General features: G+C 46.0%; 1 protein-coding gene. It reads left to right on the plus strand.

Annotated elements, in window-relative coordinates:
* Positions 1 to 24: 24 nt before the first annotated feature.
* On the plus strand, positions 25 to 1,212 hold a 1,188-nt coding region (gene rnb, locus R7Q47_RS25305; RefSeq protein ID WP_318090087.1), incomplete at its 3' end, for an exoribonuclease II.

Here is a 1,212-nt window from a genome sequence, read left to right on the forward strand (position 1 = left end):
ACTCCATTGGTAAGTTAAGAAAAGATGTTTCAAGATAACCCGCTATTAGCCCAGCTTAAGCAGCAAATCCAAGAAAACCTGCCTAAAAAAGAAGGTTCAATCAAAGCAACAGATAAAGGCTTTGGTTTCCTGGAAGTGGACAGCAAGACCAGCTTCTTCATCCCACCAGCGTACATGAAAAAGTGCATTCACGGCGACAAAGTCGTGGCCATCATCCGTACTGAAAATGAACGTGAAGTCGCAGAACCACAAGAGCTGATCGAACAATCTCTTACTCGCTTTATCGGTCGAGTAAAAATGTTCAAAGGCAAGCTAAATGTCGTGCCTGACCATCCTCAACTAAAGAAATTGTCTCTAAAAGCGAAACTGAAGAAAGGTTTAAAGCCTGACAACTTCGCGGAAGGTGATTGGGTTGTAGCACATCTTGTTCGTCACCCGCTAAAAGGCGACAACACGTTCTTCGTTGAAATTTCAGAGAAAATCACTGACGCTGACGACAAAATCGCACCGTGGTGGGTAACGCTAGCGCAAAACGATCTACCAAACTCAGAACCTGCTGGCATTGAGAACTGGGAATTAAAAGATGACGCCGATCTAGAGCGCATCGACATGACTCATGTTCCTTTCGTCACAATCGATGGTGAATCAACCAAAGATATGGATGACGCGTTGTACGCGAAGAAAACAGAATCTGGTGATTTTGAGTTAACTATCGCGATTGCTGACCCAACTGCGTACATCACACCTGAAGACGAAATGGATAAAGTCGCGCGTGAGCGTGGTTACACCATTTATCTACCAGGCCGTAACATCCCGATGTTACCTCGCGACCTAGCGGACAACCTATGCTCTCTAATTGAAGGCGAAATCCGCCCAGCAATCTGCTGCACCGTAACAGTGAGCAAAGACGGTGTGATTGGTGACGATATCAAATTCTTCGCTGCAAACATCAAGTCACATGCGCGCCTAGCATACGATCACGTTTCTGATTGGCTAGAAAACGGCAACTCTGACGCATGGCAACCTTCAGAAGAAATCGCAACTATCGTACGTGATCTATACGAGTTTTCTCTAGCTCGCGCAGAATGGCGTGAGAAAAACGCAGTCGTATTCCCAGACCGTCCTGACTACCGTTTTGAGCTAAGTGAAGACAATGACGTTATCGCTATTCACGCTGATATGCGCCGCAGTGCAAACCGTCTTGTTGAAGAA

The sequence above is a fragment of the Vibrio sp. Vb0349 genome (assembly GCF_033338975.1).